The sequence below is a fragment of the Campylobacter sp. BCW_4332 genome (assembly GCF_001763175.1).
Taxonomy (GTDB): domain Bacteria; phylum Campylobacterota; class Campylobacteria; order Campylobacterales; family Campylobacteraceae; genus Campylobacter_D; species Campylobacter_D jejuni.
On record NZ_MJYF01000066.1, the window covers coordinates 94497 to 101900 of the forward strand.

General features: G+C 29.4%; 5 protein-coding genes and 2 pseudogenes. All 7 read right to left on the bottom strand.

Translation table 11 applies throughout. From position 1 onward, the window contains the following. Positions 1–1042 (bottom strand): sulfotransferase family 2 domain-containing protein (locus AJN64_RS08610; protein WP_070292883.1); only part of this gene is annotated, 1042 nt, incomplete at its 3' end. Positions 1043–1131: 89 nt separating this feature from the next. Next, positions 1132–1731, bottom strand: a complete 600-nt coding sequence (gene cysC / locus AJN64_RS08615) for an adenylyl-sulfate kinase (protein ID WP_070292884.1) — start codon at positions 1729–1731, stop codon at positions 1132–1134. 7 nt (positions 1732–1738) lie between these two features. Beyond that, complete coding sequence (locus AJN64_RS08620) at positions 1739–3451, bottom strand: SLC13 family permease (protein ID WP_053872502.1); 1713 nt, start codon at positions 3449–3451, stop codon at positions 1739–1741. After that, positions 3448–4863 (bottom strand): annotated as a pseudogene (gene cysN, locus AJN64_RS08625) (sulfate adenylyltransferase subunit CysN). The gene AJN64_RS08620 and the pseudogene cysN overlap by 4 nt, the downstream one beginning before the upstream one ends. Next, positions 4863–5768 carry a sulfate adenylyltransferase subunit CysD gene (gene cysD, locus AJN64_RS08630; protein ID WP_053872503.1) on the bottom strand — a complete coding sequence of 302 codons (906 nt, stop codon included), beginning with the start codon at positions 5766–5768 and terminating at the stop codon, positions 4863–4865. The pseudogene cysN and the gene cysD overlap by 1 nt, the downstream one beginning before the upstream one ends. 11 nt (positions 5769–5779) lie before the next feature. Then, a complete protein-coding gene (gene prfB, locus AJN64_RS08635; RefSeq protein WP_053872504.1) occupies positions 5780–6877 on the bottom strand; it encodes a peptide chain release factor 2 in 1098 nt (365 codons plus the stop codon). Between the two features lie 194 nt (positions 6878–7071). Then, positions 7072–7404 (bottom strand): annotated as a pseudogene (locus tag AJN64_RS08640) (sugar transferase); the annotation flags it as partial.

A 7404-nucleotide genomic window follows, 5' to 3' on the forward strand; every position in this document is an offset into this window, starting at 1 on the left:
CTTTTAAAGCTTCATTATAATCAGGATAAGTTTCTAAAGGAGGTAAAGCTAAATTTGGATTTTTATTTACTTTAAATTTATAAGCCTTTTGTTCTTGTTTATGTGAAATAACAATACTTAATATTATAAAAGGTAAAGATAAATAGCCTAATGCACTTTTAGAATTTAAAATCAAAGCTTGTCCTAGTTTATAAGAAAGTTGGTTTTGAATTCTTATTTTAGCTTTTCCATAGCGATTTTGGAAATTTAGTGTTTCATTTAAATTATGAATTTGATTAGTTTGTTTTGAAATTATATTATTTTGGGAATTTATTTCTTTATTTTTTTTAAATTGCGATAATCTAAGTTTTTCTATCTCTTTATTTTTTAAAAATAATTTTTCTTTGTACATACTTAATAAGAATTGCACATCCAAATTCTTATAAATAGATTCTTTATATTCTAAATCATAATCAAATAATGCAAAATCTTCCTTATAAAGCTCTGCTATTATGTTGTATGTTTTTTCATTGTAATAATTTGAGAAAATTTCATGCTTGCTTGAATTTGAATGAATTAAATTTCTATTAAAATTTAATTCATTTTTAACTATTTTAAAATCATTATTTATATTTTCTAATTTACCTATAAAATTAACTAAAATATTTTTATTTTCATCACAGATAAATTTATATTGTGGAGTAAAATGTTGCCAAGATAGAATTTTATCTTTTACATTTTTATTTTGTAAAGCTAAAACAAATTGTTCAAAAGTATCAAAGTCTTTTAAATTTTCATTCGCCCAATTTTTATCATAATCATTTCCACCGCCTTTTTTAAGATAATGGAATGCAGAAACCATTCTGTCAAAAGGATTTCTTACAAAAGCAAAAGAAAAATAACTTTCAAATTTGTTTTTATCTTGTTTGATATAGTCTAATGCTCTCACATGTCCAATAAGCCATTTATCTGTTTCAAAAACGACTCTTTCTATGCTTGTTCCAGCAACTTTTGGTACATGGATAAAGATACAACCATATTTATCGTGATAATCTTTAAACAATATTTAACTCCATCAAACAAGAATTTTTAAAATTTTATTATGCAAAAAACCTTTTTACTCAAATATTTTTATTTTCTACATAAATTTTTTCAAGCATCAATATATCCATTTTCTTTAAGATAGTTTAAGATTGTATCTATATTTTCATTAAGTTTGGCTTTGGAATTTTGCAAATGAATTTCAGGATTTTGAGGTTTTTCATAAGGGCTGTCTATACCTGTGAAATTTTTTATTTCTCCATTTCTTGCCTTTTTGTAAAGTCCTTTAGGATCTCTTTTTTCACAGAGTTCTAAAGGTGTATCTACGAAAATTTCTATAAATTCATCTTTTTTTACCAAAGATCTTGCTAAAACTCTATCGCTTTTAAAGGGTGAGATAAAAGCGCTTAGTATAATCAAACCACTATCAACAAAAAGTTTGCAAAGTTCTGCTATGCGTCTTATATTTTCCACTCTTGAGTTTTCATCAAAGCTCAAGTCTTTATTTAAACCCAAGCGAATATTATCTCCATCAAGCAAATAAGTATGAAAACCAAGCTCGTGTAATTTCTGTTCTAAGGCATTGGCAATGGTTGATTTTCCACTTGCGCTAAGTCCTGTTAGCCAAAGTACGCAAGGTTTTTGATTTTTAAGTTTTGATCTTTGTTCTTTGGTGATATTTGTATTATGCCAGGTAAGATTTTTATCCATAAATATCCTAAAAATTAAAGATTAAAGGTACACCTATGAGAACTATAGCACTATACACGATAGAAACAATGGCACCTATTTTTATAAAATCTGTCATTTTGTAATCACAAAGCGAGCTAACCATTAAATGAGTTTGGTATCCATGTGGTATCATAAACCCAGCACTAGCCCCATAAGCTACAGCAAAGATGAAAGGTAAAGGATTTACTCCTAAGGCTTGAGCTGTGGCAAAACCTATAGGGAAAGCTAAGGCCGCAGCAGCATTATTGGTAATAAATTCGGTTAAAAGTAGGGTTAAAAGATAAATTCCTATAAAACTTCCATAAACTCCATAATATCCAAAAAAACCTGTGATAAGTTGGGCTAAATCTTTGGCAAGTCCGCTGTCTACAAGTACTTTAGTAATTGTTAAAGAAGAGCCTACTATGATAAAAATATCAAAAGGAAAACGCCTTTTTATTTCATCAAGCTTGATAAATTTGCAAAGTAGTAAAAAGCCTAAACAAATAAGCAAAGCCTTGGTAAAAGAGATAAAATTTAAAGCCGAAAAAATAATAACACCTAAAAAAGCCATTATGGTCAATAAGCTTTTTTTAGCATCAAGTTTTTCGTTTTGTTTGATATTTGAAAGTAAATAAAAATTTTTAGCCAAATTATCCCTTAGGATAAAATCTTTACCCACAGCTAAAATCATTCTATCTCCAGCTTGCAAAACACTTTCGCCAATTTTTTTGATATGCACATCTCCTCTTTGTAAAGAAATAATAGCTGCGTCAAATTTAGATCTAAAATTAGCTTCTTTTACACTTTTTCCAATTAAATTAGAAGTTGGAGAAATGATTGCATCGATAAATTTACTTTCTTTTAACTCATAACCATCTGCAAGTTTTAAGCCATCAAATTTATTTAGAGTTTCAAGTTGTGAAATATCTCCACTAAATATAAGTGTATCTTTTGCATTTATAATTTCATTATGTGAAACGGGGGTAATGCTTTGATTGTTTCTTTGAATTTCTATCAAAAATAAAAACTCTAAATTTCTAAGTTTGTTCTCTTCTATGCTTTTACCTATTAAAGAGCTATTTTCTAAGACTTTTAAGGCGATTAAATGTTCTTTTATATTTTTATCTTTATTTTCATAATGGGGCAATAATTTACTAAAAATCATCAAAACCAAAATCATTCCTATACTTAAAGCTATACCTATATAAAAAAAATCAAACATTTTAAGACTTGGTAGTCCATTTTGCACCACAAAGGAATTGATGATTAAATTTGTAGAAGTTCCCACAAGAGTGATAACACCGCCTACTATGGCAAAATAAGAAAGAGGGATTAAAAGCTTTGAAGGAGCTTGAAATTTATTGTTTTTTGCTATACCCATAAAGCTTGCTACTACTGCGGTATTGTTTAAAAAGGCTGAAACTGCACAAGTAATTACACCTAATCTCAAAAGAGAAAGATTATAGTTTTTTCCTATGATAAATTTACTTGCCCATTCTATAATGATAGTTTTTTCAACAGCGATAGAAACTAAAAGTAGTAACATGAGTGAAATTAAAGAATCATTTGTATAAGAACTTATCCAAGTTTTAAAATCAAGATAACCTAAAGCGTAGTAAAATCCTGCCAAACTTCCAAATAAAACAGCAGGCTTTATTTTGTTGCGTATAAGCAATATAAGTAGAATTAAAAGCGTGATACCTACTATGATTTTCATATTTTTCTACACCCCCATTCTGGATAGTTTTTTCTTATAAAAGCGTTAAGTTCTATTTCAGCTTGAGTGTAAATTCTTTGGCTTTGTTGTGAATTTAAAATTTTTATTATCATACCTGCGACTAAGGTTTCATTGCTATATTTATCGATGATAATAAATGATCCTAAGGTTTTATTATCTTTATACTCTTTAAGTGCTAAATTTTTATCTAGTTTTAAAGTACAATTTGCAATATCATTAAGTATTAAATTTGAGGCATTTTCTTCTTTAAAAGTATTGATATCTTTTTTATAGTTAATATTTTCAAATTTAACATTGCAAAGATTATGAGCTCTTTTTATAAGATAATTTTCATTAAAATCTAATTGTTTTTGACTCATCCATATAATCATAGCTTCAAAAGTATTGCTTATTTTAAGATCATGGTTGATAGATGTCAAAATATCGCCTCTAGAAATATCGATTTCATCTTCTAAACATAAACTCACGGCCATATTAACACAAGCTTCATTTTGACTTGGAATGATTTCATTTTCATCTAAAGTTCTTAAATCTTTAATATCATTTGTAATGATACTTTTAATTTTAGATTTTTGCATAGAAGGCAAGACTATAACTTCATCTTGTAATTTTACATAACCACTTGCTATATTTCCGCAAAAACTACGAAAATTTAAATGTGGGCGATTAACATACTGCACAGGCATGATAAAATTATCCCGAATGATTTTATTTATTTTAATTTCATCTAAAAGTGTAAGTAGGGTTTCGCCTTTATACCAAGATAAATTTCTACTTTTTTGAGTGATATTTTCACCATTTAAAGACAAATGGGAATAAAGTGTGTTTGGATACCTTCTTGTAAATAAGGGATGATTTTTTCATAATCTTTACAAATATTATTGAAGATTTTTTCTTCGTAAGAAACTAGATCCATTTTGTTAATGGCAATGATAAAATTTTTAATACCAAGTAAGCTCACTATATAAGAATGCCTTTTAGTTTGCTTTAAAACCCCTTTTTCTTGCATCAATTAAAATAATAGCAATATCTGCTGTGCTTGCTCCTGTTGCCATGTTTCTAGTATATTGTTCATGCCCTGGTGTATCAGCTATAATAAATTTGCGTTTATTACTGGTAAAAAATCTATAAGCCACATCTATGGTGATGCCTTGTTCTCTTTCGCTTGTAAGCCCATCTACTAAAAGTGCAAAATCAAGTTTATCTCCGGCATTCCCCATTTTTTTACTATCTTTTTCTAAGGTGCTTAATTGATCGCTAAAAAGAGCTTTAGTATCATAAAGCAATCTTCCTATAAGAGTGGATTTTCCATCATCAACACTACCACAAGTGATAAAACGACAAAGTTCTTTATTTTCATGTTCTTTTAGATAATTTTCTACACTTTGCATTAAAAATATCCTTGTTGTTTTTTCTTTTCCATGCTAGCTTCTTCATCACTATCTATAAGTCTTCCCTGTCTTTCACTGGTTGTAGCTAGAAGTAGTTCTTCTATGATATCTAAAACACTTGTGGCATTTGAATTTATGGCTCCAGTTAGAGGATAGCAACCCAAAGTTCTAAATCTTACCATTTCTTCTTTAGTATTTTTTGCTAAATCTTTTGGCATTCTATCATCATCAACTAAAATTTTTGCTCCCATGTATTCAACTATAGGTCTTTTTTTGGCAAGATAAAGACTTGGTATAGGAATATTTTCAAGGTATATATACTGCCAAATATCAAGTTCAGTCCAATTGCTCAGCGGAAAAACTCTTATGGATTCTCCTTTTTTATGGCGTCCATTATATAAATTCCAAAGTTCTGGGCGTTGGTTTTTAGGATCCCAAGCATGATTTTCATCACGGAAGGAATAAATTCTCTCTTTTGCTCGAGATTTTTCCTCATCGCGTCTAGCTCCTCCAAAAACAGCATCAAATTGGTATAAATCAAGCATTTGCTTTAAAGCTTGAGTTTTCATGATATCTGTATGCATATTTGAGCCATGTGTAAAAGGGGATATATTTATTTCTTTGCCTTTTGGATTAGTATAAACGATAAGTTCCATACCGAGTTCTTTAGCTCTTTTATTACGAAATTCTATCATTTCTTTAAATTTCCAAGTCGTATCTACATGCACTAAAGGCAAAGGAGGAGTAGCTGGATAAAAAGCTTTTTGTAAAAGATGAAGCATCACTGAACTATCTTTACCTATGCTATAAAGCATAGCTGGCTTTTCAAATTCAGATATTACTTCACGCATTATGAAAATAGACTCACTTTCAAGTTGTCTTAAATGGGTAAGATTGAAAGTCATTTTAATCCTTTTTATTCCGCTTTTAAAGCGATCAAAACGCCTTCAATCATTTTTTTGATATCTCCATCTAAGATATTATCTACTTGAGAAAAGGCTTCTCCGCTGCGATTGTCTTTGACTTGCTGATAAGGAAAAAGCACGTAAGAGCGGATTTGATGTCCCCAGCCTATCTCGCTTTTTTCGCCTGAATTTGCACTATCTTGTTGTTTCATGAGTTCAAGTTCATAAAGGCGAGATTTTAGCATTTTAAAAGCGGTTGCTTTGTTTTTATGTTGGCTTCTATCGTTTTGGCATTGCACGACTATTCCTGTTGGAAAATGTGTGATTCTAACGGCTGATTCTGTTTTATTAACGTGCTGTCCGCCTGCACCACTAGCACGATAATAATCAATCCTGATATCTTTTTCTTCGATTTCAATCTCTATGTCATCATCAAGCTCAGGACTTACCATAACACTTGAAAAGCTTGTATGACGACGTCCGGCACTATCAAAAGGAGAAGTTCTTACTAAGCGATGAATTCCATTTTCAGCCTTTAAATAACCATAAGCGTTATCACCTTTAACTAAAAAACTTACGTCTTTAAGTCCTGCTTCATCGCCTTCTTGAAAGTCAAGAGTTTCAACCTTAAATCCTTCTCTTTCGCAAAATCTTAAATACATTCTATAAAGCATACTTGCCCAGTCATTGCTTTCTGTTCCGCCTGCTCCTGGATGAATGGAAACAATTGCGTTTTTGCTATCATTTTCTCCACTTAAAAGCATGGAAATTTCAAGGCTTGTTATCGCATCTTCAAGCTTTGGTGCATCATTAAATAAAGCTTCTAAGGTTTGCATATCGTTTTCTGCATTAGCTAAATCAAAAAGTTCGCTTGCATCATCAACGGCCGATAAAGCTTCTTCGTATTTTTTTAATAAATTTGCAATTTTAGTTTTTTCTTTTCCGATAACTCCAGCTTGTTTAACATCGTTCCAAAAAGAAGGAGAATTTTCTAGCTCTTCAATTTCCTTAAGCCTTTCTTGAATACTTTGTGGTTTGATGATAGAGGCTATATTGCCTACTTTATTTTTAAGAGTTTTTAGTAGTTCGCTAAATTCGTAATTATCCATAAAAATTTCTTTCTAAAGTTAATTTTTGCAATTTTAACAAATTTTATCAAAAAATAAGCTAAGTCTATTTTTAATCGTAGTGGGTATAACTATTATCAAGGTTGTTTGGGATTATTTTTCTTAAATTTCAAATTTATTTAAAAAATACAAAAATATCTTTCAGAAATAATCAAATTCAATACTTAGATGAAAAATTATGCTTTTTTCTTTTTAAATTCCTTTCTTAGTTTTCTTATCTCAAAAAATAGTTTTAGGTATCCCCCTCCATACCAATTTTTATTAGCTTTAATAAAAGCTTCACCTAGTTTATAAGTAAAACATTCTTTTTCTTTTAAAGCTTCATTATAATCAGGATAAGTTTCTAAAGGAGGTAAAGCTAAATTTGGATTTTCTTTTATTTTTTCTTCATAGGCTTTTTGTTCAAATTTATGTTTATCTTTTATATATGATAATACATAAGGCATTCTTATATATCCTAATATACTTTTTGAATTTTCTATCAAAGTTTGTCCTAGTTTATAAGATAA

Excerpts from the sequence above, each read along its gene's own strand:
- cysC (WP_070292884.1), bottom strand. The coding sequence starts at position 1,731 with ATGGATAAAAATCTTACCTGGCATAATACAAATATCACCAAAGAACAA.
- AJN64_RS08620 (WP_053872502.1), bottom strand. The coding sequence starts at position 3,451 with ATGAAAATCATAGTAGGTATCACGCTTTTAATTCTACTTATATTGCTT.
- cysD (WP_053872503.1), bottom strand. The coding sequence starts at position 5,768 with ATGACTTTCAATCTTACCCATTTAAGACAACTTGAAAGTGAGTCTATT.
- prfB (WP_053872504.1), bottom strand. The coding sequence starts at position 6,877 with ATGGATAATTACGAATTTAGCGAACTACTAAAAACTCTTAAAAATAAA.